Here is a 24,499-nt window from a genome sequence, read left to right as displayed (position 1 = left end):
CTCACTTTATTTCTTCAGGCAGCAGCAGCGGCTGTCTTGTTGCGGCGCTCGACGTCATAAAGCAGACCGCCTTTTCGGGTGTAGACGCCCCAGGTGATAATGAGACAGGTCACGTAGAAGATCAGAAAGGCCCAGAGTGCTGCTTCCGGTCCGCCGGTCATGCTGATCGAGGTGCCGTAGCCCTTCGGGATGAAGAAGGCGCCGAAGGCAGCAATGGCCGAGGTGAAGCCGGTGATGGCCGCAGATTCCTTGTCCGCTTCATGACGGCGTTCTTCCGGGCTGGCATTAGGCATCAGCCGCACCATTTCCTTCGACATGATCGCCGGGATCATCTGGAAGGTGGAGGCATTGCCGATACCGGTTGCGAAGAACAGCAGCACGAAGGAAGCAAAGAAGCCCCAGAAAGCATTCGGCTGATCCTTGATACCGACGAAATACAGCACGCCTGCCACGCCGATCATCATCAGGACGAAGGCCCAGATGGTCACGCGCCCGCCGCCGTATTTATCGGCAAGCCAGCCCGAACCCGACCGCGACAGCGCGCCGACCAAAGGTCCAAGGAAGGCGAACTGAAGCGCATTGACCTCGGGGAACAGGATGTTGGTGAGCAGCGGGAAGCCAGCCGAATAGCCGATGAACGAACCGAACGTGCCGGTGTAAAGCCAGCACATAATCCAGTTGTGCTTGCGGCGGAAAATCACGGCCTGATCGGCAAACGATGCTTTGGCCGAGGCGATATCGTTCATGCCGAACCAGTTGGCGAAAGCAGTGATGACGATGAACGGCACGAAGATGAAGCCGGCGTTCTGGAGCCAGAGCGGGGCTTCGCCTGATGCGGTCGCGACCATTGCCGGATCACCGCCAAGCTTGCCGAAGATACCGGCAGTGATGACGAGCGGAACGACGAACTGCACGACGCTGACGCCGAGATTGCCGAGGCCAGCATTGAGCGCCGCCGCATTGCCCTTCTCATGCTTCGGGAAGAAGAACGAGATGTTGGACATGGAGGAGGCAAAGTTGCCGCCACCGAAGCCACAGCAGAGCGCCAACAGCAGGAAGATGAAGTAAGGCGTATTCGGATTCTGCACGGCATAGCCGATACCGATGGCCGGAATGACCAGCGACCAGGTGGTCAGTGTGGTCCAAAGGCGGCCGCCGAAGATCGGCACCATGAAGGAATAGAAGATGCGGAAGGTCGCGCCCGAGATGCCGGGGAGCGCCGCCAGCCAGAATAGCTGGTCGGTCGTGAACTGGTAACCCACCAGCGGCAGCTTTGCCACCACCACGGACCAGACCTGCCAGATGGCGAAGGATAGGAGAAGTGCCGGGATCGAAAGCCACAGGTTGCGCTTGGCGATCTTCCTTCCCTTCTGTTCCCAGAAGGTCGGATCGTCCGGACGCCAGTCGGTGAGAACAGAATCGCCCTTTGCAGGTTTGACTTCGGCCTTCTTGAGCCCCTGCAGTTCGGCAAAGGGCGGAAGCTCTTCCGTCGTCTTGCCTTCGGCTGCACGCTCCATCTGGCGGATCGAGACATGCATCCACGCAAAGGAAACCGCGACGATGACGAAGAGCAGCATGAAGCAGCTTGTCCAGAGGCCGGTCTGGTCCAGAAGCACGCCGAACAGGATCGGCAGGATGAAGCCGCCAAGACCGCCGATCATGCCCACCAGACCGCCGACGGAGCCGACATTGCCCGGATAATAGACCGGAATATGCTTGAAGACGGCGGCCTTGCCCAAGGCCATGAAGAAGCCGAGAATGAAGACGGTGATGGTGAAGCCGATCACACCCATTTCGGCATGGAAAGCAAGCGGACCGTTATCGCTCTGGATGACGTAATCCGTTGGTGGATAGGACAATACGAATGTCGCGACCAGCGAAACGGCGAAGGTCCAGTACATGACCCGGCGCGCGCCATAGACATCCGAAAGATGCCCGCCATAGGCGCGGAAAAGGCTGGCCGGGACAGAGAAGAACGCCGCGATGATGCCCGCCAGACGGATATCGACGCCATAGACATGGATCAGATACTGCGGCAGCCACAACGCGAGAGCCACGAAAGCGCCGAAGACGAAGAAATAGTAAAGCGAGAAACGCCAGACCTGCACGTTCTTGAGCGGTTCCAGCTCCATCAACGTGCTGGCTGGCTTTTCACCTGTGCGCCGACGCTCGACCAGAACCGGATCGTCGCTCGTGGTGAAGTAGAAGATCAGTGCCATGACGACCATCGCGGCCGCCCAGATTTCGGCAACCGCATGCCAGCCGAATGCGACCATGACCATTGGCGCAAAAAACTTCGTCACCGCCGAGCCAACATTGCCCGCGCCGAAAATGCCGAGCGCCACGCCCTGCTTTTCAGGCGGATACCAGCGCGAGACATAGGCAACACCGACCGAGAACGACCCGCCCGCCACGCCGACGCCGAGTGCTGCAATCAGCATCTGCGGGTAGGTGGTGGCATAGGTCAGAAGCCAGGTGGCAACCGCCGAGACCAGCATGGTCAGCGTGAAGATGGCGCGGCCACCATAGCGATCCGCCCAGATGCCCAGGATGACACGGATCAGCGACCCGGTCAGAATAGGCGTACCGACGAGCAGGCCGAACTGCGTTTCGCTCAGGCCAAGCTCGGATCGAATTTCAATGCCGATGATTGCGAAGATGGTCCAGACCGCAAAACAGACTGTGAATGCGGTCGTACTCATCGCCAGCGCGGTAGTCTGCGCCCTGGGATTTTCCCCTGCGACATGTTGCATAGGCGTACTCCGAATTGAATACCATGGAAGGTTTCGTTTGCACTTATGCGTCGACTTTCAGATGAATACATTGATTAAGATCAATATCGCCGGACTATTCAAGTTGAATTTAGGATATTCGTGAGTTAACGCCAAAAATAGATTTAGTTTGTCTGAAGTATTGATTAATACGCATTGCCTAATTGATATTAATCAAGCATAATAGGCCAACAAAAACTTGATCCTAAGAGGGAGGTTTAATGCGGAAGGAAGATATCGACGCGCTGAGAAATCTGCCGCTTTTCATGGATATGGCAGATGCCACATTCGAGCGGATCATGCGTCCGAGCTTCGTGCAGTCATTTCCACCGCGCACGACCTTGATCAAGGAGGACGAGCCTGCGGACTTTCTGTTCGCGATCCTCGATGGCCTCGTGCTGATGTCGGCGAAATCGGATGACGGCGAAACCGCGCTGGAGATATTGCGCAACGACGATATTTTCATTCTCGCCGCGGTTCTCAATGACGACGTGTGCCTGCAGACTGCGCAGACACTGACGCCCACCCGCGTGTTGATGGTGCCCTCCAGCCTTGTCCGGGATTTGATGAGCGAGGATCTAGGCTTCATGCGCGCCGTCGTTTTTGAAACCGCACGCTCCTATCGCCGTCTGGTCAAGGAACTGAAGGCACAGAAGCTTCGAAGCAGTGTGCAGCGCCTCGCCAACTGGATCGTCAAGGAATCGCTGTTGAACAACGGCGCGGAGGTCGTGATGATCCCTTATGAAAAACGGACGCTTGCCGCTTATCTCGGCATGACGCCGGAAAACCTGTCGCGCAATTTTGCGACGCTTGGCTCGCATGGCGTCAGCGTGCAGGCCTCCGCGATCAAGATCACGAACAAGAACAGGCTGCTGCAATTTGCTGCCCCTTCCCATCTGATCGACAGGGAAGAACCGACACGCACCGCCGACAGGGTATGAGACCGGCTTTCATCGTCCTGTCAAACAGAACAGCTATCCGGTGACTTTCCTGATCGAACGGAGATCCGTCATGAAAGCACCTTTTGTTGCACTGTTTCTTGCCCTCGCCACCAGCGCCTCAGCACAGGAAATGCAGAAGCCGGAACTTATCGGCGCTATCACGCTGCCGACCGGCTTAAAAATTGGCGGCATTGAATTCGGTGGAATTTCCGGCCTCGATTACGATCCGCGAGAGGATGTCTATTACGCCATTTCCGACGACCGCTCGGAAAACGCACCTGCGCGCTTCTACAAGCTCAAGCTCGCCATCGACGGTTCCGGCGTGCAAAGCCTTGATATTCTGGAAACTGTCACGCTTCTGGACAAGGCCGGCAAACCATTTGGACTGAAGGATGTGGACCCTGAAAGCATCCGTTTCAACGGGGAGACAGGCACGCTCTACTGGTCGAGCGAAGGCGATAGGAATGGCAGGCCTTTTATCGGCGAAGCAAAGACCAACGGCAGCTTCATTCGCGAATTTGCTTTGCCGGAAGCCTACATCCCCGACGAGAGCAAGACACGCGGCATCCGCAACAATCTGTCTTTTGAAAGCCTGACCATCACACCGGACGGAAAGACGCTTCTGGCGGGAACGGAAAACGCCCTGATACAGGATGGAGACAAGGCGACGCTCGACCACGGCAGCCGTTCACGCATCATCGCCTTTGACCTTGCCTCGAGCAATGTGACGGCAGAATTTGCCTATGACACCGACCCGATCTTCACCAAGGCGACGCTGCCGCCCTTCTGGAACGATAACGGCCTGTCGGAATTCATTGCCGACGGAAACGATCTCCTCACTGTCGAGCGCTCCTTCGCCATGGGCGTGGGCAATCGCATTTCGCTTTACCGCGCATCCTTCGACTGCACCAGCAATGTGAAGAATGTGCCCTCACTGGCCAATCAGTCGGTGGCACCGCTCGGCAAGAAACTTCTCCTCCAGCTCAACGAAGGCGATTTCGGCCTCGACATCGACAATATCGAGGCCGTCACCTTCGGGCCGATGGTTGACGGCAAGAAAACGCTGATCCTCGCTTCCGACAACAACTTCAACCACAGTCAGGTTTCGCAGTTCATCACTTTGAAACTCCCCTGACAGGACATCGTCTCACGTCCAGAAGTAACGCACGATGTGAAAGAAGACAGGCGCCGAAAAAACGAGGCTGTCGGCACGGTCAAGCATCCCGCCATGTCCTTCAATCATGTGTCCCCAGTCCTTCACGCCGCGATCACGCTTGATGGCGGAAGCGACCAGCCCGCCGAAAAAGCCCATGATGCAGGAAGTTGCAGCAAGTGCACCCGCCTGAACCGGCGAAAACGGCGTCAGCCATGCAAGACCTGCCCCCAGAAGTGAGGCTGCAGCCACTCCGCCCACAAACCCTTCCCATGTCTTGGATGGCGATATACTGGGCGCGATCCGATATTTTCCGAACAGCTTTCCGAAAATATATTGCAGCACATCGCTGCCCTGCACCGTGGCCACCAGAAACGCGATCAGCAGCAGCTTCTTGCCATCGAAACCGGGAATATCCAGCGTCATCAGCGCGGGCACATGGCTGATGCAATAGACCGAGAGCATGATGCCCCACTGCTGTTCGCTGATGCGCTCCAGAAAGCGGGACGTGTCACCGGAAAGTGCTGTCAGAACCGGCATGGCGAGGAAGCAATAAACCGGGATGAAGATGGAATAGAGCCCGTACCAGTCGATCCAGATCAGATAATATTGCACCGGGATAACCAGCAGGAACATGCCGAGCAGCACGTGATGGTCGGCGCGGCGTGTTTGCGTCAGCGTTGCATATTCACGCAACGCAGCAAACGAGATCAGCGCAAACAGCACGATCACGCCGCCCTTGCCGAACAGGAAGGCGATGCACATGGCGCCAACCATGATCCACCATGCCTTGATGCGGGCATTGAGATTGACCAGCGTGGATGACAGCGGCTTCGGGGCGCGCCAAGAAAGAACACCGGCAACGGCGCTTGCCGTTATCAGAACGCCCATGAGGCCAAGGAATAATCGGGTTGTTTCACTCATGAGTGATTACCATTCTGAGGCTGAATATCGAGAAGGCTCTGGCGAGCGCGGGCGAGAAATTCCTTGCGGTCCTCGCCGTCGCGAAGCTGCACCGGCGCACCAAAAATCACGCGACACAGCAGCGGCACCGGCAGCATTGCGCCCTTGGGCAACACACGCGACATGTTTTCGATCCAGCAGGGCACCAGCTCGACATCAGGACGCGACAGCGCCAGATTATAGATGCCGGAACGAAAGCGCAGCAGCGCTTCATCGGTCATGTTGCGTGTGCCTTCGGGAAAGATGATGAGCGAATGGCCATCGGCCAGCGCTTTCAGCATCACTTCCATCGGGTCTTGCGTGCGTTCCACCCAGTTGCGCTCGACAAGCACGGTGCGCAACAGAACTTCCGCCATGAACTGGCGCACGCGGTTGCCCCGCCAATAATCGGCACCAGCGACAGCACGGGTGCGCGCGCGTTCTTCCTGATCGAGACAGGAGGAAAGCAGGATAAAATCGCCGTGGCTTGTATGGTTGGCAAAATAGATACGCTGATTGCGCGACGGACCAGTGCCGCTCCAGATTGGTCGCACGCCGGTTATCCCGCGCGACAGGATTGCCAGAAACGAACCGAAAATCGATTGCACCTGATGGCGAACCAGTTCCCGCATGTCACAGCCCCCATCCTAATGGCTGCCCCAATGGCACTGTGGCCAGCAGAATGAAAAGCACAATACCAAGCCCCATGAAGAAACACAGACGCCCCATGATCCGTCGCGAGCCTTCCATCCTTTTCGCAAGTGGACGGACCGTGCCGTCATTGGAGCGCAAACCCATGCGCTCAAGAATGCTATCTACCTCACCCAATCCCGTTTCACCGGAACCGGCGATCAGCTTGAAAAGCGCAGCATCGAACAGAAGATGCGCTGCAATACCCAGCACGATCAATGCGCTCGCCAACAGCAGCGGCCAGATCAGCCAGAAAGCCAGATCATGCACCGGGCGCATGAAGGGCCCGGCCGCAAGCAGCACGACGGCGACCGCGATGCCGAGAACGGCATTGCGGCGCAACACAATCGCGATGGACGTTGCCGGAGAATTCATGCCACCCCCTCGGCACGATGCAGATGGACAGGCCAGCCCTTGGAGCGGATCAGCGTTTCGGCCTCACGCACACTGGCGACGCGGCCAGTAGAGACGAGCCACGCGACTGCAACCGCGGCGCTGCGCTGAAAACCAAGCGCACAACAGATGAGCACCGGACCATGATGGCGCGCAGCTTCAACGGCATCGGATGCCAGTCGCACTGTTTCGGATGACGGCGCGACCAGATCAAGCGCGCCAAAGCTTTTCCATTCAATTGAATGACTTGGCAAATGGCGTGGCGGCACCATTTCAGCGGCAAGATCAACGACGGCAGCAAAGGGGGAAAGCTCCGCTGGTTTTGGATACCGTCCAAGAAACACTCCGTCGGCAAGTTCGACATGCGGCGGCAGCTTGCGTGTCCAGAACCGCACGTTCAGTCGGGCAAAAAGCCGGTAGGGCCAAAGCAGCCAGCGGCTTGCGAGGCTGACCGATCCATCTGTCTGTTTCTGGAAAATGCCGGCACCGGCACCGAGATAGCCAAGAGCGACGACGGCAAGTGCCGTCGCGGGCCAGAGCCAGAAAATCGCATAACCAGTGATGGACAAGCCGTGGATTGCCAGAGCCAGAAACGGGACTGCACCCGCCAGATAACAAAAACCGATTCGTTTGGCTCTCGTATCAAAGTTGAAACGAAAGCCCGCGAGCGGCGAAGGACCGCTGCGCGGAAAAAGCCATAGGGCAAACAGGCCAAGCAACGCGCCTGCCGGAATATCGACCGCGTGGTGCTGATAGGTGGTGAGCACCGACAGACCGATCAGCAGACACCAGACATGCCAGACCACGCGCATGGCGTCGCCCATTATGCGGCGCATCTGGTCCCAGATGATAATCAAGAGCGCAATATGCAGCGATGGCGCCTGATTGAAGGGTTTGTCGAAGCCGCCAAGCACATCGAACATGAAACCCGGAAGCCCGGCTGTTGCCGGTTTTACGAAAGTTGCGGTCAACGGAAAAGCGACAAAGCAGAGCACAGCGACGATCTGCGCGGTGAGATAGCGCTTTGCCAGCCGGTCGACCTGTTCCGGGCTGTCATTGACGAACAGCGCAATCGCATAGAACAGATTGACCGACCAATAGGGAATGATGCTCCACGCGATGAAGGGAACATGGTGTTCCCACTCGAAAGCAAGGTTCGGTACGTGACTTTGCTGCGATGCGAACCAGTTCGCCGTACCGTAGGTCAGATAGAAAAAGGGGCCAAGAAACAGAAGCCAAAGGACCGCGCGGCGGATCACTGACCACCGTGAAGATCCATCCACTTCCGTTAATTGCGTGGTCACGCTTCGCCGTCTCCAACGCGTTCTGCAATCGATACGGAAAAAATGCCCCACTGATCGACGCGCTGTTCGAGCTTGCGATAGCCTGCCTTCTCGACAAGCTGGTCCATTTCGCCCTGCGTGCGGCGGCGCATCACCCATGCCTCGCCACCGCGATGCGAGGTCAGTGCCCGCGCGATCATTTCAAGCTGCGGATGCCATGGCTGGTTGGTGTAAATCAGCAATGAGCCGGGTCTCTGCACGCGGGCAAGCCCCGACAGCGAACGATTGATCAGCGCATTATCGGGGAAGAGTTCATAAAGACCGGACACGATGGCGAGGTCCGGCTTAGGCGTGACCGCCGCGAGGGTTTCCGCATTGAAAGCGTCGCCCTCTTCCATATGAGCGATGGATTCCAGCCCGCGATCCCTGATGAGCTTGTTGCCTGCCAGCACATTGATCGGCGAATAATCCCGCAGGTGAATGCTGTCCGGCATTTCGTCAGCACGCACCACCGCATCGATGACATAACGGCCATGGCCGCAGGCAATGTCGAGAATATTGGTCGAGCGGCCCTCGCTTTTGAGCCGTTTGATCGCCGCACCGATCAGTTCCTCCAGATGCACCTTGCGCTGCCGGATGCCTTGCCAGCCGATGGCTTCCAGAAACTGCTTGTCGATAAGCTTGCCGCCCGGCCCGAGGCCCCGCGCTTCATTCTCATAAACGTAATCGAGCGTGGAACCGGAATCGAAGCCCGTGCGCTTGCCGACTTTCAACCCTTCCGAAAACAATGCGCCGAAGGCTATCGAAGCGCGTGTCGACGCCCAGTAAAGCCCCTGCGCGGTCAGAAGCGGCAGCGGGCTGGACAGCCGGTCAGCCTCGTCGCGCGTGTGGCCAGCAATATGCGCTTCGGTCAGATCAGCGCGCTGCGGCTTTTCTGCAAAACGAGCCTCGATGAAATCATGGATGCGTTCGATGGCCGGCTTGCGATCCCGCTCGCCCAGCGTGTCGTGGTAGAAGCCTTTCAGCACATGCCGCTCCTTGATGCGGCTGCCGAGATTCTCGAAGAAGCGATGTTGCGGTGCGGTACGCACGACAAAATCGCTACCGGAAATGAGCAGTTGCGTCGGAACGGTGATCGCCCGCGCATCGTCCACCACGCGCTTTGCCGCCTCATAAAGCTGAAGCAAGATATGCGATGCGATGGGCCGTGTGATCAGCGGATCGGTGCGATAGGATTCGATGCGTTCCGGATCATGAGTTAAAAACTGTGGTTTGACGTAGGAATTGACGTAGAACGTGCCCTTCAGCTTCTGCCACAGGCCGATGCCCTCCTTGGCGAAGGGCACATAGAGCTTGATGTCGAAGGCAGGTGAAGCCAGCACCAGCGCCCGAATATTCGGCGCATAATCATGCACCCAGGCAGCGGCCAGCACCGCGCCAACACTCTGCGCGATAATCGCCACATCTTCGATGGCGGTGCCGGTTTCCTGTCGGATATGGGTTACGAAACTATCCAGGTCACGGATCGACGCACCGAATGAGGGCGAGAAGCCACGCACGCCCGGCGACTGGCCGTGGCCGCGCGCATCCCATGCGTAGAAGGCGTAGTCGTCCAGCCCCAGCTCATCAACGAGGTGCGCGACGCGTCCGCTGTGTTCATGACCGCGATGCAGGAGGACAATCACGCCTTTCGGCTTGTCGGAGAGTGATGGCCAGAAACGGTAGAATAGCGACGTGCCGTCATGGGTGACGAACTGGCTTTCCTGCGCCGCGCGATGCCGGTTTGTAGCGTGCTCGTTCATGCCATCCCCTCTCCAGATGTTTCCTCATGGGACAATTGCCCCCAATTTCTATTGAGTGAAACCAAATGTTTGAATAAACGAGCTGGAGCGAACCGCAAATAGCTGTTCAATACTTATTCTTCGTTTCCCAAGAGATTCTTGATGTCGGTTTATCAACTCAAGTCGCGTTTCCAGAATTTACTGCGGCCTCTTGTCGTGCGACTTGCCGAAGGCGGTGTAACGGCCAATCAGGTTACAGTCGCTGCCGCGCTCGTCTCGGTCATACTTGGCGCTTTTCTGGCGTGGAGTGGAAAGGCGGCATGGTTTGCACTCGTCCCGATCTGGCTGTTCCTGCGCATGGCGCTGAACGCCGTCGACGGAATGCTGGCGCGTGAACATGGGCAGAAATCGACGCTCGGTGCCTATCTCAACGAGATTGGCGATGTCGTCTCCGATGCCGCGCTGTACGCACCGTTTGCGATCATCGCACCTTTGTCAGCGCCCTGGATTTTTGCGATTATACTGCTGGCCACCCTGACGGAGTTTACAGGCGTTACCGGTGCGTCCGTGGGTGCGAGCCGCCGCTATGACGGTCCGATGGGCAAGAGCGACCGCGCCGTCGTCTTCGGCGTACTCGGCGCCTGGATCGCTATTGACGGCGGCCTCCCGGACTGGATTTTCTGGCTGCAGCCGTTCCTTTGCCTGCTTCTGGTCGTAACCACTGCCAAGCGCATCGCAAACGGCATAAACGAGACAAAAACCTGGTAAAAGAGGTTAAATCCAGCCTTCCGGCACTGGTATTGACGCAATTGGGGCCTATGTTGGTCCATTCAATTCCAGCTCAATCGGAGGCCATGCCAATGAAGAAAGCTAACGCTGCTTTTCTGCTTGCGGGCATATTCGCATTCTCATCCACGTTCAGCCCGGCGCTGGCTGCCAGCAATGGCAGTTCGAAGCAACGGGCGAAGGAAGTCACCGCTGTCGTCAATGCCGTCGCGCAGAAAATGCCCGACCAGCCGATCAATACGGTGATGTATATCCGCTCCAATAATTTCGAGGTTCTGGCCGGCGACTGCACCGTGCGTGCGCACATCGTCTCATCGGACCACAAGGCGAAAAGTACCTCTCCCGACAGGATCAAGGTCCGGCTCAACAAGCGGCGCTGCGCGCGCTAACTATTCTGGCTCCAGAGTTTGGCAAAGCGATATTCTATGCCGAAGGGAAAGCCGCACATTTGCGCGGGTGGTTTGGGTTATGTGACAGCGTTAGCAACCGTCAGCTATAGCGCTGAGCAGATCGTGCGGAAGCAATTTGAGACAGCGTGGGATCGGCGTGGGCGGCCTTGTTATCGCCTCCGCTGAACGCCCGTTCGGTTAAGAACGCCCGATTAAACTGTCACCCAAACGGTCCCACTCATTCTCCTTTCCGGTTGGAATGATCACTCTCCAGAGGATCACGTATCGAATGTCGCCAGCGTGCGTAACAGGGTTGAGAAAGTGAGGGAGCGGTTCGCGTCAGACTGGCTGTCGCTGATGCCGTCGTTTCGCGACAGCGACTTGCGGACATTGCTCGGACTGTAGCCAAAATGCTGCGTGAATGCCCGCGTGAAATTGGCTGCCGTATCGAAGCCAAACAGCTGCGCTATGTCGGACACCCTGCGGTTTTCGGATGCATCCGCAAGCATCTCATGTGCTGCAAGCAAACGCTTCTGGCGAATATAGTTGAGCACCCCGCCCGAGCCTTCGAACAGCTGATAGAGATGTGTGCGTGAGATGGCGAGCTCCTTGCTCAGTGCATCGGGCGTGAGTTCACGGGAGGTGAGATTTTTCTGGATGAAGCGTCTGGCCTTGGTCATCAACCCCAGAGAGGCCCCGAGAGACGCATTGTGTTCGCTCGCATCGTTTTCCTTTACCAAAGGGGCGATCGTGTCAAATACGATCTGGCGCAGGGCGTCGCGCAGCTCCGGCAGGTCTTCGCTTCTGATATGGTCAAGTCCCGCCTGGATCGTCGATACGAAATCGATCAGCAGCTTGGCGCGATAGCCTCCGAGCGTCGCATTGTTGCACGCTTCCGGCATACCGCCCAGACCGGCGAAATGATCGACCGGAATGATCAGCAGCACCACGTCCGTTGCCAGCGCACGACCGCGAAACGGATAGCCAAACGAACGGATATTGATCATGCCGGGCTCGTTTTCCGCCACACGATCATCCACCGCCGTCCATGGGCGACCGCTTCGCAGAAAACTGATCTGCCAGTGATCAATCGGGCTGAAACGAACCTTTTCCGCTGTACGTTCATAGCTGAATGGAGGAACAGTCTGTTCTATCAGCAGCATGCCGCGCAGATCCCAGACTTTCTGGGTAACGGCAAAACCGTCTTCGGCGTTCACACCATCCGGCATCCGCACATCATAGAGGGGAGCCACGTGCTGTTGCCATGTGGGAAACTGTGCGCAGGGTTCCAGCTCTTCGGTCGTAAAGACCAGCGGGGTCAGAATATTGGTGCTTCGGGCATCTTCTCCAAGGGGCGCGAGTGGAACGCGCACTGACTGGCGGCGCTCCACAAAATCGGGCTTCAGATCACGCGAGGCCTTGTCGCTCGGGGATGTCACGGCAACTCCCTAAACCAACCCGGAGGCTCGAGGCGCGGTAATGGCGAACCAAGCCCTGCGTCGATAGTAGCATTTGCACGTATAAAATCAAAATAAGCTGGAACACTATCAGCCACGTAACCGTTCAGACCGGTAGCCGACGTTTCCACTTACGCGCCGACAACCCCGCTTTCCCGGCCTCTTCCCAGATTTGACCGGAAGTGTCGGAGCGCGCAAAACGGTCTCTGAAATGAGTTGATTGCATCCCATTTGATGAAAATTTTCATGAAAATCCGGCCAGAATATTAAAACGCATCCGATAGAAAGCACGGTAATAACAACCGGAGGCAATCGCATGAACAATGTATTTGCATATGCCGTACGTCGCGAAGGCTTGAAATGGGCTGCCGCTATCATCGTTGGACTGTCCGCTTCATTTTGCCTGACGGCAGGTGCAGAAGCCAAGGACACACGCAAGCAGAAAAGCGCAACAGTTTCCGTTTATCTCGCCAAGTTCGAGGTTGGCAGTCAAGCTCGCTTCAACAAGCCCGCATCCGCGAAAGTCATCAAGGTTTCCGCATCGCAATATGCGACCGGCACGTCCTATGTGTGCACGCCAAGCGGCTTCGGGCAGAAATCTCGCTGCTTCATCCGTGACTAGAGCGCGATCCGGCCGGCGTGGAACGGCTTCCGGGAGGCGCTCCAAGGCATACCGGCTCGCCAGAACTCGATACTGATCAGCGAGCCGGCATGCGTGCCCGGCGATCATCTCGCCTTGGCTTTCATGATTGCCAGCCCCTTGCTGATACGGTCACCGCGCAGGAGCTTGGCTGCCTCATCGGTCGGGCGTGGGGGATTGTTGCGAAAGACATACCAGCTACCGCCCAGCGAGCGCTTCTGATAGATGACGCCGTCCTGCTCGCGGTGGAGGAAGCAGGTCGTATCGCTGCTGCTCCCCGTCTTGCTGACCCAATAGGCCTGAAGACAGAGCTTGCCGCTGTCGGTGGCATACCAGCGCCCCTGTGCGTAGGACCAGGCCCTGCCCTTCTGCGACCAGGCGATGAAACGATGTCTGTCGGCTGAGAAATAGCCACCTCCATCCTTCCATTTCCATGTTCTGCCGGAGTAAAGCGCCTCAAGCGCCTTGGCTGAGAGCGGTGACGCCGCAGCAGCCTTGATGGCAACCGGATCTTCGGTCTTCGGCTTCGGCGCCGCATCGGCGGCGCCTGCCAGAAGAAGCACGGACAGCGCCGCAGTGACGGTTCTCAAACGGATCGAAAACATTGTCGTATTCCTGTTCAGACGTTAGAGCATGATTAAAATGGAACGGACTCGCATCTCCGGATTAATCAAGCGGATGGTTCGCAACCCGCCAGTCAGGCCGCCCGACACCACGTGGCCACGGATAGACTTCGCGGTCATTGAAGTAGACGGCCGCTGTAAGTTTCGGGAATTCGGGCTGCGGCTTGTTGGTCTCCTGTGCCCAGGCGCGGACATAGGTATCGCTTCCCTCATAGCCGAGTTCGGCGATGACAATCGGCTTCTTGAAGCCTGCGACCCGGTCATATCCGGGCTTAGCCCGTTCGACGAAGGTGGATGCGCGTCCGAGTTCCAGCATATCGTAGGTTTCGTAGCCGAACACCGACAGACCGATCACATCGACATAACCATCGCCCGGATAATAGGCCTCAAGCCCCTCTTCGCCCTTCGGCGACCACATATATTTGGCGTGCGGCAGTGACTTGCGGCAGACGCTGACGACATGCTGATAGGCGCGGATATAACCCTGTGCCGGCCAGTAGGACCAGGTGAACTGGCCAGCCTTGTCCTCCATTTCCTGCGCCCAGCGAATGGTGACCGGGCTCTTCAGCTTGGAAGCGGCAGAGCAGACGGCCGCCATGTTTGAATCGTAGCGGCCACGCACGATTCCGCTCAGAAGATCATCCGGCGCAACGCGCCAGTCGCGAGCCCATGACCAGGGTTCGATGGTGATCAGCAATTCGCGGCCCCGTTCCTGCGCATAGGCATCGGCGGTCGACAGGCTGGTCAGGTCCACATCTTCCCAGGGCAGGAACAGATGCTCGATACGGGAATTGGGATCGTTGGTGAAATCCCCGTGCGGATCATAAGCCCCGAACGTGATGGATTGCGGGGTTATGACCGGGCGCTTGTCATGGAACATGTTACGGGTATCGACATTGGCGCCCGAGACACCGCTTGCCGCGTAAACAGCGGTTGAAAGCATCCCACCGCAAAGAATGGCCGTTGCTATTTTATATGAGGTTTTCATCGCCGCCTCCTTTATTGCGTTGGCGATTGCGCGACGGGCAGCGCCAGATTCAGCGCTTCCGTTTTTGGCGTTATTGTTTCGATGGAGACGAGCTTGCGCGCTTCGTCATCCTTGTTTCCGCCAGCGTGGCGGAAGACATACCAGACACCGTCCGGTTCGCGTTTCTGATAGATCGTCCCATCGGCAATGCGGTGGGAGAAACAGGTCTTGTTCGGGAAGACGCCTTGATCCAGATGCCATTTCGCATCGAAGCACATCTGGCCCGACCAGGTGATCCGCCAGCGGCCTTCAGCCCAAGCCTTGCCCTTGTCGCCATCGACGCGGGCGGTGAATCGGCGGTTCTGGCTTTCCATCCGGCCAGCGCCATCGGCCCATTGCCAGTTCTTGTCACGATAGAGCACGTAAAGCTCTGCAGGTGTCATCACACGGGCGTCCTCGGGCAAGCCATCCGCCGTAGCCGTTGCTGCACCGGCTGGCGTGCCGAGCCCGGCCAGCAGGACAAAGAGCGTGAGAACGCCTCTGCTCCTGTCCGTGCGCCAGCCATACCGGGACCGTTGGCCTTCAAACATCGAATGTTTCATTTGAACCTCCCACGACCTTCAGGTTGCGCGCACCCGCCAAGGGTTCTTGCGATTGACGGATGCGCGCGTGCGGCAGAACGTTTGTTGGTCTTGTTTCCTGCCGCTGTTGAACGGGACGACCGATCGTCGAAATCCGGAAGCCCAGATTCTCGGCAATTGTCGGTGAAAAGACATTACGCAGATCGACGAGCACCGTGTCCTGCATGACCTGTTTCATCCGAACGAGATCAAGCTTGCGAATGCTGTCCCATTCAGTCACGACCACCGCCGCATCGGCTGTGTTCAGACATTCATAGGGATCGTCGCAAAACTCGACATCGCTGAGAAGACAGCGCGCATTCTCCATTCCAGCCGGATCAAAGGCCCGAATTCTGGCGCCGAAACGCTGCAAGGTTTCGATAAGCGGAATGGACGGTGCGTCACGCATATCGTCCGTATCGGGCTTGAACGTCAGACCGAGAACGGCAATCGTCCGGCCTTCGACACTACCGCCGAGCGCATCCAGCACCTTCAGCGCCATGCGACGCTTGCGCGCCTCATTGACGGTAACCGTTTCCTCGACCAGCCGCAGGGCGACCCCGTGATCCTGGGCAGTGCGCAACAGCGCAATCGTATCCTTTGGGAAGCAGGAGCCGCCATAGCCAGGCCCCGCATTGAGAAAGCTGGTGCCAATACGCTTGTCCAGCCCCATGCCGAGCGCCAGCTCGGTGACATCGCTGCCGACTTCCTCGCACAGATCCGCCAGTTCATTGATGAAGGTGATCTTGGTGGCGAGAAAAGCGTTGGCCGCATACTTTATCAGCTCCGATGTCCGGCGCTGCGTAATCACGATTGGCGTCTTTCCAGCTTCGAGCGGCGGAGCATAAAGGGCGACAAGCACGGAACGTGCGCGCTCGTCCTCCACGCCGATGACGACGCGATCAGGCTCAAGAAAATCGCGGATAGCCACACCCTCGCGCAAGAACTCCGGATTGGACGCAACGGAGAATGTGCCGGGTCGGCGAACCGAGCCGATGATCTTTTGCACCACATCGCCTGTGCCGACCGGAACGGTGGACTTGACCACAACGACGCTATAGTCGTCGATCAATGGTGCAAGCTCGCGAGCCGCCATATAGACAAAGGACAGGTCCGCATCGCCGTGTCCCGCACGCGCTGGTGTACCGACTGCGATGAAGACAAGCTCCGCGCCCTTGACCGCTTCCGCCAGATTGGTCGTGAAGCTGAGTCGGCCAAAGGCGAAGTTGCGTTCCACCAGCTCATCCAGCCCCGGCTCGTAGATCGGCACAATGCCGCGCTCCAGCCGGGCGATCTTCTGGGCGTCCTTGTCGACACAGACGACCTCGTGTCCCCATGCTGCGAAACACGTGCCACTGACCAATCCGACATATCCCGTACCGATAACAGCGATCTTCATAATCGTCGCGCCTCTTTCGCCTAGTTCTCTGTGCTGGCAGTATCCGTACGCCAGCGTGGATTGAAAATTGTCCGGTGGAGATCGCGTCCGCCCACACCGGCACCGGCGACCGAGAAGCGATCGTCAAATATCGTGAAGCTTTTCGTGCCCCAGCTCAGCGCCTCGATACCGTCGCGTCCACGTTCAACAGTCGTGAAGCCGGTCAGTGCCACCAGCGCGGTAAAGCTGCATGCCAACACCGGTCGATAGAGGCGGCTCGTCATCCGCACCTGATTTTCGCGGGTGTGCTGAATCACGATCATCGCCAACAGGAACAGGTAGGAACACGCATTGACGATGGCGAAAATGAAGAAGCCCCGCGTTTCATGGGCATCCCTGACGACGAGCACCGGCAGGATGGAGAGACCGGAGATCAGCGCATAGGGAGCAATCACCCGCAGCGGCACCGGATCCACCTCGGATGAGCCTTTGGGCGTGACACGAAAATCGACAAAGGAACCGGTCAGCCAGTCGCGGAAGGCTGCGAAGGTGCCAGCCAGAGCCCAGGGCCACCGTGCCAGCAGGAACAGCATCGCTTCCCAACTGAAAATCCTGCCGTCGACCGGACGGAATGTCTTGCTCGACCGCCACCAGAATGCCAGCGCCAAAGTCACGAGCGATAGTGGCAAGAAGTGCATAAGGAAGGCGGGATAGGTAACGCTGACGAAATTATCGCCATAAGCCAGAATGACTATCGGCAGAACGAATGCCAGCGCCAGAAAGAATGCATAGAGAGGATACCAGAGCTGCGAGAACAGGAACTGGAGCTTCAGGCGCAGCGGCAGCCGCCCGATCAGCTTCGGCGTATATTGCAGCAGAATCATCACAAGGCTGCGCGACCACTGGAACTCCTGCGTCACGAGATCGGCGAAGGTGCGCGGGCCGTCACCATGGGCGATGGCGTCCAGCGCATGAACACCACGCCAGCCATACGCGTTCATGAACAGGGTCGTGGAATGATCCTCGGCCAGTTCCGGCCCAAGTCCGCCGATTTCCTTCAGCGCTGCCGTCCGCACGGCATAGTGCGAACCGATGCAGAGCGGGGCAAAGCCGCCATTGTAACCGGCCTGCAGCGAGCCATGCATGCTGGCTTCCACATAGAGACGTCCGCGCGCCGACCAGCTTTCATGCGCATTGCGATCACAAATGCTCGGTGCGGAAACATAACCGACAGCCGGATCGGCAAAAGGCCGCAGGATATTGAAGAGATAGCCCGGTTCAGGCACATGGTCGGCGTCGAGCTGCGAGACGAAATCATAGCGCTCATAGCCATAGTGATCGTAGAAGAAAGCAAGATTGCCTTCCTTGCACCGGGTACGGCGCGGCCAGATCTGCCGATGATAGTCGGCGCGGCCCTTGCGCGTGGAAACGAACACGCCATGCTCACGACACCAGGCAAGCGTCGAGGGCGAAGGGTCCTCATCGGCAAGCCAGGTATCGTGCGGCACATCCTGCGCCAGCATGGCGCGCAACGTTTCAGCCACCACCTCGAAGGGCTCTGACGGAGCCTTGGTGACGACCATGGCGACGCGGCTTCCGGCAGGAATGCGAAGCGGGCCGGTCGGGCGCGCTGCATGGAAGAAAACCGTGATGAAGTAAAGCGGCAGGATCGTGATCCACGCCAAGAGTGCCGTCACCAGAATGGAGCCGAGTAGATGATTGTGCTTTGCGCTGATGAACCACCATTGCCAGAAATAGGCGATGGCGAGGGCCCACAGGACAATGCCCACCACATATTCCGCCCGCTCGCGGCCAGTGAAGATGGGGGCCAGCAATGGTTCCGTTTCGCCTGTATCGCCATCAACGGCTGGATGAAGCTCGCGCCGTGTCATGTTCGTATCTCCAGACCAAAGAAGGGCGCGGCAGTGCGGATGATCGTATCGAGATCGGAATGGAGCGTGCGAAAGCCAAGCTTTGCTGCAGCTTCTGCCGGATCGGCATAAAGCACCGGCGGATCGCCTGCCCGGCGCGCACGCATTTCGACAGGCACCGTGCGTCCGGTCAGCCGGTCTATCGCATCCACGATTTCCTTGATGGATGTTCCGCGCCCGGTTCCCAGATTAAGGATGAGATTGTCGCCGCCATTCAGAAGATGCTCGACTGCAAGCACATGTGCCCGCGCCAGATCGACCACATGGATATAATCGCGGATGCAGGTGCCATCCGGCGTATCATAATCGTCGCCGAACACTTCGAGACAGTCCGCCCTCCCCGCCGCAGCCAGCATGGCGCGCGGTATCAGATGGGTTTCGGGATCGTGCTTTTCGCCCAGTTCGCCATCCAGATCGGCACCGCAGGCATTGAAGTAGCGCAACGCCGCATAGGGCATGCCATAGGCGGCCGAATAATCGGCCAGCATATGTTCCGCGATCAGCTTTGTGCGGCCATAGGGATTGATCGGATTTTGCGTTTCGCCTTCGCGGATCGGCAGCACATCAGGAATACCGTAGGTGGCACAGCTCGATGAGAAGATGACCGGGCGCCCGCCTGTCAGGCGACTGGCTTCCAGAACGGATTGGATGCCGCCGACATTGTTGCGATAATATTTTGCCGGATCCGTGACGGATTCACCCACATAGGCCGAGGCCGCAAAGTGGATGATGGCTGCCGGATCAAAGGTCCTGATTGCAGCAATGAGCTGCTCCTGCGAAAGCGTATCGCCTTCGACAAAATCACCCCAGCGCACGGAAGACCTGTGACCGGTCGACAGGTTGTCATAGACGACCGGGGAAAATCCGCTCCTATGCAGAAGCTTGGCCGTATGGCTGCCAATGAAGCCCGCGCCACCGGTAACGAGTATGTTCTGCCGGGTCATCTTGCCACCTCGAAAAGCTCACCAGAGGGTCTGGCCAACTGGCGTTCGAAATAGGCGATCGTCTGCTTCAGCCCTTCGACAAGTGCTATCTGTGGTTCCCAGCCAAGCTCGCGCTTTGCCAGCATGATGTCCGGACGCCGCTGGCGCGGATCGTCGGTGGGCAGCGGACGATAGACAATGCGCGACGCCGAACCGGTCAGCGCAATGATCTGTTCGGCCAGCTCGCGGACAGTGAATTCTCCCGGATTGCCGAGATTGACGGGCTTCTGAATCTGGCTGTTCATCAACCGGCTGAAACCTTCGATAAGATCTTCGACATAGCAGAAGGAACGGGTCTGCGAGCCGTCGCCATAGATGGTGATTTCTTCGCCCTTGAGGGCCTGTACGATGAAGTTCGACACGACACGGCCATCGTCGGGCCGCATGCGCGGGCCATAGGTATTGAAGATGCGCACGATACGGATATCGACGCCATACTGCTTGTGAAAATCGTAAAACAGCGTTTCGGCTGAGCGCTTGCCTTCGTCGTAGCATGACCGGGGACCGAAGGAGTTTACATTACCCCAATAGGCTTCCGGTTGCGGATGCGTTTGCGGATCGCCATACACTTCCGACGTCGAAGCCTGGAAAATCCGGGCCTGATAATGCGCTGCCAGCTCAAGCAGATTGAGCGAGCCCATGACGCTCGTCTTCATCGTGTGAACCGGATCGGCCTGATAGTGCGGCGGCGATGCCGGGCAGGCCAGATTGTAGATCTCGTCTACAGGCAGATCGATCGGATGGACAATATCGTGGCGCACAAAGCTGAACGTGTCATAACGCAGCAGATTGCGGATGTTCTCGAGCCGTCCCGTCGAAAAATTATCGACACAGATGACAAAGTTTCCTTCGTTCAGAAGACGCTCGCAAAGATGAGAACCGAGAAATCCTGCACCGCCTGCTACGAGAATACGCCGTGTTGCCATGCGATCCGCAGATATACACAATGATCTAAAGTTTATACTCACGAGATCCTCCAACGCTATTACTTCACTTGCGCTATCTGGTAAAATGCAAAGCAATTCCGTCCGCGCGTTCGAATTGAAGCGCACTGGTCAATGTTTCTTTGCTTGCTTTACTAGATGATTGAAGATAGCGGCGCCGGAGACATGAGTCGTTAGCGTAGAATCCGGAATCTTATCCTTGCGTCCATTTTTGACGCCATGCAGTACCGCTCGCTGACGAACCTATTCACAAGGTTTGATATGGATTAGCTTTTCCGCGGCCTTGCCCAGCTCGATACATTTTTGCCCTGAGCAGAACGTCCAGCCCCCGCCTGTCTTGCCGGAGGCGGCGAGGACGATTTCCCGGCGTGGAGGAATGGCTGGGTGATAAACATACCAGCCATTCTTGAGAACAGCATCTGCAGGCGGGTCCATGCCAGCGCCGGAGCCTTTGATGCGCGCCTCGGACAAGACCAGTCCCTGCGACGTAACATTCCAGGACTCCTGCCACGGCACTTTCTCAACGCTGTGCGTCCATGAGAGCAGAAAGCTTGTGGCGGCGATTTTGAGTGCGCCGCCAGCCGTTGCAATGCAGACTGCCATCAACCTGATGACGCGACGACGGAAGGTCGCGATCTCCAGAAATGCCAGACAAGAAAGGCCGCACAGGCCGCAAAGCCGAGCTCATCGCTAAAGGGATAGGTGGCGAGCATCAGAGCAATGGCAACGAAAGCCCATATGCGTTCCCACATCTTCAACGGTGTTCGAAGATGGCCGATGGCGGCCGCTCCCCAAAGCAGAATGCTGAGCAGCGCCTTGATGAACATATAGACGAAGGCGGGCCAGAAACCGAATTTTTCGGAAAGAGGCCCGCCCTCCTGAAGCATGATAACCGGCTCGTACACTGCCATGAAGGGCACTGCAAAACCCGCAACCGCGATCCGGATCGCCTGCATGCCGATCTTCATGCCGGACTCTCGCGCAATCGGCGCCGCTGCAAAAGCTGCGAGCGCGACAGGCGGAGTGAGGTCGGCCATGATGCCAAAATAAAAGACGAACATATGCGACACCAGCAGCGGCACTTCGAGGTGAAGGAGCGCCGGTCCAGCTATCGAGGATGTGATGATGTAATTTGGAATGGTCGGAATGCCCATACCGAGCACGAGACAGGCCAGCATGGTCAATACCAGCGAGAAGAAGAGCGAGTTTTCTCCTACACTGACGATCACGCGTGCGAAAGTTGATCCGGCACCAGTCAGCGCCAGAATGCCGATGATGACGCCAACCAGCGCACAGGCGATGCCCACAGGCAGCGCATTCTTGGCACCTTCCGCGAGGCTTTCGAGGCAAAGGTTCAGCGTTGCACGTCCGCCGCGCACCAGAAAATTTATCGCGACCAACAGCGCAACGAGGCAGATGATCAGTGTGATGCCGCGCAGGACATAGCCGAATATATTGAAGGTGGTGCCGAAAGCCGCAGCCGACATGACGCCGAGCGCGACCCAGAACAGCACGCGCAGCGGCATCGACATGGAGCCGGAAACCGGCACACCGAGGATGATGAGCACGGTCAGGCTGAGGCCAACCGTGCCTGCAAAAAGTGGCGTATAGCCCGAGAAAAGCAGCCATACCAATGCGACCAGCGGCAGAACCAGAAACCAGCGCTTTCGGATTGCTTCAAGCGCGCTTGGCATTTCGCTTTTATTGAGGCCCTTCATCTTGAGACGACGCGCTTCAAGATCAACCATCACGAAGACAGTTATGAAGTAGAGAATTGCGGGAACGATTGCCGCCTTGACGATCTCGACATAGGGCAGGCCGAGCGTTTCAGCCATGATAAAGGCAACCGCGCCCATGACCGGCGGCATGATCTGGCCGCCCATCGAGGCCACTGCTTCGACACCACCGGCAAAGGCCGGGCGAAAGCCGGAACGCTTCATGAGTGGAATGGTGAACGCGCCTGTCGTTACCACATTGGCGACACCGGAACCGTTGATCGTCCCCATGAGTGCGGACGAGATTACCGAAACTTTTGCTGGCCCGCCCCGCGACGCGCCGACCGTTCCCATGGCAATGTCGTTGAAGAGTTGGATCATGCCAGCGCGTTCGAGAAATGCCCCGAACAGGATGAAAAGGAAAATATAACTCGATGAGACATAGATCGGCGTGCCGTAAATTCCCTCTGTTCCCAGAAAGAGAACCTCGACCACCTGCTCGAAATCATATCCGCGATGATTGAATGGATGCGGCAGATATTGCCCGAACAGACCGTAAGCCAAAAAGATCGCGCAGATGAGCGGCAAGGTCCAGCCCATCATCTTTTTGCCCGCCCAGAAGACGAGACCGACCACAAGAATGCCTATCACGATATCGAGCGTATTGGGTTCGCCAGCCCGGATCACCAGATCTTCGTAGAAAATCCAATGGTAAAGACTGAGCGCGAAAGCGACAATGGCAGCCAGCCAGAACGCCGCTCGCTTGGCAGCGACCGTACTCGCATTGGCATAGAGGCCGAAGAGAAGCAGAAGCAGAAATCCGACATGGATGGAGCGGACCACCTGACTTGGCAATGGTGAATAGGCAGAAGTCCAAAGCTGGAAAACCGAAAAAGCCACGGCGATGGCAAACAGGATTTTTGCGCCTGCGCCGACACCCCAGGCGGGAATATGCTCAGCCGATTCAACGGCGCTGTTCTCGCTCTGCGTCATGAACGAACCTTCATCAGATTATGCAAGTTGAAATGAACAGTTACGGGAGCGATCCGATTGACAGGGATCGAGCGCCGTCGGCCGGAAAAGGACGATACCTGTGAAATGTCACTCGGATATCGTCCACTGGGCAGGACTGCTGCCAGCCTATTCGATGCCTTTTTCCTTATAGTAACGCAACGCGCCGGGATGAACCGGGACAGGTGACACTATGGTGTTTTTGTCGAGCTTGATTGCCTTTGCCGATGAATGGGCGGCAGTCAACTGGTCAAGATTCTCGAACAGCCCCTTGGTCATCTGGTAGACTAGTTCCTCATCCATATCGGGACGAACGATCAGATAGTTGATTACGGAGGCCGTTACGACATCCTTATCCTGCCCGCTGTAGGTATCCGCCGGGATCGTGTTGACCTGATAGGGCGCGCCGATCTTCTCGATGACGTCTGCCGGAACCTCGACAACGTTGATGTCTACCGAATTGGCAAGATCACGCAGCGAGGCAACGCCAAGCCCGGAGGATTGCAAGGTTGCATCCAGTTGGCGATTTTTCATGAGTTCGACCGATTCTGCAAAGGGCAGATACTCGATCTTGCCCAGGTCGTCATAGGAAAGTCCGGCTGCCTCTAGAATGGTTCGTGCATTCAGTTCGGTCCCGGATTTCGGTGCTCCGACGGAAAGCCGCTTTCCCTTGAGATCGGCCAATGTCTTGATGCCGGATTCCTTGGAGGCGACGATCTGAACATAATTCGGATAGATCGCTGCAAGGGTGCTCAGATTGGTGAGCTTCTTTTTAAAACCGGCTGCTTCATTTCCTTCATAGGCATCGCGCAGGGAATCGCCCAGCGTGAACGCAACTTCGCCGCGACCGCTGTTGATGAGATTGATATTCTCAATGGATGCTTTTGTTGCCTGCACCGAAGGGCGCACGTCGGGAATGCCCGAATAGATTTTTTCCATCGCAACGCCCAGCGGATAGTAGACACCGCTGGTTCCGCCAGTCAGAATATTTACAAATTCCTCGGCTTTCGCTTGCGCCGCGCCCCAAACCAGCCCTAGCGCAGTCGCCAGAGAAACAGTTGTTTTCCGATTAAAGATTTGCATATTTCCTCCTCACTCCAA

General features: G+C 57.4%; 22 protein-coding genes. 5 read left to right on the top strand and 17 right to left on the bottom strand.

Going from position 1 to position 24,499, the window contains the following annotated elements:
• Positions 1 to 14 precede the first annotated feature (14 nt).
• Complete coding sequence (locus MKS82_RS25420; RefSeq protein WP_109986704.1) at positions 15 to 2,753, bottom strand: nitrate/nitrite transporter; 2,739 nt, start codon at positions 2,751 to 2,753, stop codon at positions 15 to 17.
• Between the two features lie 239 nt (positions 2,754 to 2,992).
• Here MKS82_RS25420 and MKS82_RS25415 point away from each other — a divergent pair, with 239 nt between their 5' ends.
• Complete coding sequence (locus MKS82_RS25415; protein WP_109986703.1) at positions 2,993 to 3,712, top strand: cyclic nucleotide-binding domain-containing protein; 720 nt, start codon at positions 2,993 to 2,995, stop codon at positions 3,710 to 3,712.
• A 70-nt stretch (positions 3,713 to 3,782) separates the two neighbouring features.
• Positions 3,783 to 4,847 (top strand): esterase-like activity of phytase family protein, encoded by a 1,065-nt coding sequence (locus tag MKS82_RS25410; RefSeq protein ID WP_109986702.1) that lies wholly within the window; start codon positions 3,783 to 3,785, stop codon positions 4,845 to 4,847.
• Positions 4,848 to 4,859: 12 nt separating this feature from the next.
• Here the strand turns inward: MKS82_RS25410 and MKS82_RS25405 are convergent, their stop codons facing one another.
• From MKS82_RS25405 to MKS82_RS25385, 5 genes are read right to left on the bottom strand one after another with little or no spacing between them, the layout of a single operon-like run.
• The gene (locus tag MKS82_RS25405) at positions 4,860 to 5,789 is read right to left on the bottom strand and encodes a phosphatidate cytidylyltransferase (RefSeq protein WP_109986701.1); all 930 of its coding nucleotides are present in this window, start codon (positions 5,787 to 5,789) and stop codon (positions 4,860 to 4,862) included.
• Positions 5,786 to 6,439 (bottom strand): lysophospholipid acyltransferase family protein, encoded by a 654-nt coding sequence (locus MKS82_RS25400; RefSeq protein WP_109986700.1) that lies wholly within the window; start codon positions 6,437 to 6,439, stop codon positions 5,786 to 5,788. Before MKS82_RS25400 ends, MKS82_RS25405 begins: the two co-directional genes overlap by 4 nt.
• A 1-nt stretch (position 6,440) precedes the next feature.
• Positions 6,441 to 6,872 (bottom strand): hypothetical protein, encoded by a 432-nt coding sequence (locus MKS82_RS25395; RefSeq protein ID WP_109986699.1) that lies wholly within the window; start codon positions 6,870 to 6,872, stop codon positions 6,441 to 6,443.
• A complete protein-coding gene (locus tag MKS82_RS25390) occupies positions 6,869 to 8,194 on the bottom strand; it encodes a phosphatase PAP2/dual specificity phosphatase family protein (RefSeq protein ID WP_109986698.1) in 1,326 nt (441 codons plus the stop codon). Before MKS82_RS25390 ends, MKS82_RS25395 begins: the two co-directional genes overlap by 4 nt.
• Positions 8,191 to 9,975 (bottom strand): bifunctional alpha/beta hydrolase/class I SAM-dependent methyltransferase, encoded by a 1,785-nt coding sequence (locus MKS82_RS25385; protein WP_109986697.1) that lies wholly within the window; start codon positions 9,973 to 9,975, stop codon positions 8,191 to 8,193. Before MKS82_RS25385 ends, MKS82_RS25390 begins: the two co-directional genes overlap by 4 nt.
• A 141-nt stretch (positions 9,976 to 10,116) precedes the next feature.
• On the opposite strand from MKS82_RS25385, the gene MKS82_RS25380 reads away from it, so the two are divergent.
• Both MKS82_RS25380 and MKS82_RS25375 read left to right on the top strand, forming a co-directional pair.
• Positions 10,117 to 10,722 (top strand): CDP-alcohol phosphatidyltransferase family protein, encoded by a 606-nt coding sequence (locus MKS82_RS25380; RefSeq protein WP_109986696.1) that lies wholly within the window; start codon positions 10,117 to 10,119, stop codon positions 10,720 to 10,722.
• 92 nt (positions 10,723 to 10,814) lie between these two features.
• The gene (locus MKS82_RS25375; protein ID WP_109986695.1) at positions 10,815 to 11,129 is read left to right on the top strand and encodes a hypothetical protein; all 315 of its coding nucleotides are present in this window, start codon (positions 10,815 to 10,817) and stop codon (positions 11,127 to 11,129) included.
• A 278-nt stretch (positions 11,130 to 11,407) separates the two neighbouring features.
• Here the strand turns inward: MKS82_RS25375 and MKS82_RS25370 are convergent, their stop codons facing one another.
• On the bottom strand, positions 11,408 to 12,568 hold the full coding sequence (locus tag MKS82_RS25370; protein WP_240579461.1) for a helix-turn-helix domain-containing protein: 1,161 nt from the start codon (positions 12,566 to 12,568) through the stop codon (positions 11,408 to 11,410).
• A gap of 334 nt (positions 12,569 to 12,902) precedes the next feature.
• Here MKS82_RS25370 and MKS82_RS25365 point away from each other — a divergent pair, with 334 nt between their 5' ends.
• Entirely contained in the window at positions 12,903 to 13,208 is a 306-nt protein-coding gene (locus tag MKS82_RS25365; RefSeq protein WP_109986693.1) for a hypothetical protein, read from the top strand.
• A gap of 104 nt (positions 13,209 to 13,312) precedes the next feature.
• On the opposite strand, the gene MKS82_RS25360 is transcribed toward MKS82_RS25365, so the two are convergent.
• The 10 genes from MKS82_RS25360 to MKS82_RS25315 form a co-directional block, all read right to left on the bottom strand.
• Entirely contained in the window at positions 13,313 to 13,831 is a 519-nt protein-coding gene (locus tag MKS82_RS25360; protein WP_109986692.1) for a DUF995 domain-containing protein, read from the bottom strand.
• A 61-nt stretch (positions 13,832 to 13,892) separates the two neighbouring features.
• A complete protein-coding gene (locus tag MKS82_RS25355; RefSeq protein WP_109986691.1) occupies positions 13,893 to 14,837 on the bottom strand; it encodes a glycoside hydrolase family 26 protein in 945 nt (314 codons plus the stop codon).
• 11 nt (positions 14,838 to 14,848) lie between these two features.
• A complete protein-coding gene (locus tag MKS82_RS25350) occupies positions 14,849 to 15,406 on the bottom strand; it encodes a DUF995 domain-containing protein (protein ID WP_419190778.1) in 558 nt (185 codons plus the stop codon).
• Positions 15,399 to 16,835: a UDP-glucose dehydrogenase family protein gene (locus tag MKS82_RS25345; protein WP_109986689.1), complete on the bottom strand. Its 1,437-nt coding sequence runs from the start codon at positions 16,833 to 16,835 to the stop codon at positions 15,399 to 15,401. The genes MKS82_RS25350 and MKS82_RS25345 overlap by 8 nt, the downstream gene beginning before the upstream one ends.
• A 20-nt stretch (positions 16,836 to 16,855) precedes the next feature.
• Complete coding sequence (locus MKS82_RS25340) at positions 16,856 to 18,706, bottom strand: glycosyltransferase family 2 protein (RefSeq protein ID WP_109986688.1); 1,851 nt, start codon at positions 18,704 to 18,706, stop codon at positions 16,856 to 16,858.
• Entirely contained in the window at positions 18,703 to 19,689 is a 987-nt protein-coding gene (galE, locus tag MKS82_RS25335; RefSeq protein ID WP_109986687.1) for a UDP-glucose 4-epimerase GalE, read from the bottom strand. The genes MKS82_RS25340 and galE overlap by 4 nt, the downstream gene beginning before the upstream one ends.
• A complete protein-coding gene (locus MKS82_RS25330; RefSeq protein WP_109986686.1) occupies positions 19,686 to 20,654 on the bottom strand; it encodes a UDP-glucuronic acid decarboxylase family protein in 969 nt (322 codons plus the stop codon). The genes galE and MKS82_RS25330 overlap by 4 nt, the downstream gene beginning before the upstream one ends.
• 261 nt (positions 20,655 to 20,915) lie before the next feature.
• Positions 20,916 to 21,275, bottom strand: a complete 360-nt coding sequence (locus tag MKS82_RS25325) for a DUF1850 domain-containing protein (protein ID WP_109986685.1) — start codon at positions 21,273 to 21,275, stop codon at positions 20,916 to 20,918.
• Positions 21,275 to 23,380: a TRAP transporter permease gene (locus tag MKS82_RS25320; protein ID WP_109986684.1), complete on the bottom strand. Its 2,106-nt coding sequence runs from the start codon at positions 23,378 to 23,380 to the stop codon at positions 21,275 to 21,277. Before MKS82_RS25320 ends, MKS82_RS25325 begins: the two co-directional genes overlap by 1 nt.
• 147 nt (positions 23,381 to 23,527) lie before the next feature.
• A complete protein-coding gene (locus MKS82_RS25315; protein ID WP_109986683.1) occupies positions 23,528 to 24,481 on the bottom strand; it encodes a TAXI family TRAP transporter solute-binding subunit in 954 nt (317 codons plus the stop codon).
• Between the last annotated feature and the right edge of the window lie 18 nt (positions 24,482 to 24,499).

Origin of the sequence: Ochrobactrum sp. A-1 (assembly GCF_022488005.1) — a bacterium.
Lineage (GTDB): Bacteria > Pseudomonadota > Alphaproteobacteria > Rhizobiales > Rhizobiaceae > Brucella.
The sequence above is the reverse complement of the archived record's forward strand: the minus strand, read 5'-3'. Positions and strand labels throughout refer to the sequence as shown.